The organism is Streptomyces sp. NPDC008137 (genome assembly GCF_042957035.1).
GTDB lineage: Bacteria > Actinomycetota > Actinomycetes > Streptomycetales > Streptomycetaceae > Streptomyces.
The window spans coordinates 1-1,051 of record NZ_JBIBHN010000074.1 but is presented as its reverse complement, the minus strand read 5'-3'; the positions used below and the strand labels follow the sequence as shown (position 1 = coordinate 1,051).

General features: G+C 70.5%; 1 protein-coding gene. It reads right to left on the bottom strand.

All coding sequences use genetic code 11. From position 1 onward, the window contains the following. Positions 1-958: IS481 family transposase (locus ACFZBT_RS40780; RefSeq protein ID WP_391115671.1), on the bottom strand; the 958-nt coding region annotated here is incomplete at its 3' end. Positions 959-1,051: the final 93 nt, after the last annotated feature.

Genomic DNA, 1,051 nt, shown 5'->3' with positions numbered 1-1,051 from the left:
TGTGCTGACCGGACAGGTTGGTGACGCGGCTGGCTGGTGCTTGGCCACTGATTCCAGTGTGGGGTCGGTGGTAGTTGTACCAGTCCAGCCAGTCGGGAAACGCTGCCTGTCGTTCGACGTCTGAGGTGTAGGGCCGCTGGTAGGCCCACTCGTCGAGCAGGGTGCGGTGGAAGCGCTCGACCTTGCCGTTCGTCTGCGGCCGCCAGGGCCGGGTCCAGCGCGGACTGATGCCCAGGTCGCGGCAGGTGTCGCGCCAGGTGTTCTTGGTGTAAGCCCAGGCGTTGTCGGTCAGCACCCGCTCGACGGTCACGTCGCGTGCGGCGAACCAGGCGGCTGCCCGTTGCAGGAAGGCCGCGCAGGTGGCGGCCTTCTCGTCGGGCAGGTCCTCGGTGTAGGCCAGACGGGAGTGGTCGTCCAGGGCGGTGTGCAGGTAGGCGTATCCGGTGCCGTTGCGGCGGTCCTGGTTGGCCCGGCCGGCTGCCCGGCCGAGGACTTTGTGGCCGCCGCCGTCGGGGATGCGGCCGAGCTTCTTGACGTCGATGTGGACCAGTTCGCCGGGCCGGGAGCGTTCGTAGCGGCGGACGGGCTCGCCGGTGGCGCGGTCAGTGGCGGCCAGTGCAGGCAGGCCGTGACGTTGCAGGATCCGGTGGGCGGTGGAGGCAGCGATGCTGCAGCGGGCGGCCAGCCGTACCGGTCCGATGCGGTGTTCGCGGCGCAGGCGCACGACCTTTTCCTCGAGGGTGTCCGGGGTGCGGCCAGGCTGGTTGTGCGGGCGGCTGGAGCGGTCCTGCATCCCGGCGGCTCCCAGCTGCCGGTAGCGGGCGGCCCAGCGGACGGCGGTGGTGTGGCTGACTTGGAAGCGTTCCGCGGCCCGCCGCAGCGGCCAGCCGTCGTCGACGACACACCGGGCCAGACGCAGCCTGCCGGTCGCGGTCAGCGGGGCGTTACGGTGGAACAACGAGGGCCTCCTGGGTGCCGGTTGTAGATGTCGCAATCCACACCGAAACCAGAGGCCCTCACCTCGTTCAAGGACCGCTCAAGGCGTGTCGCC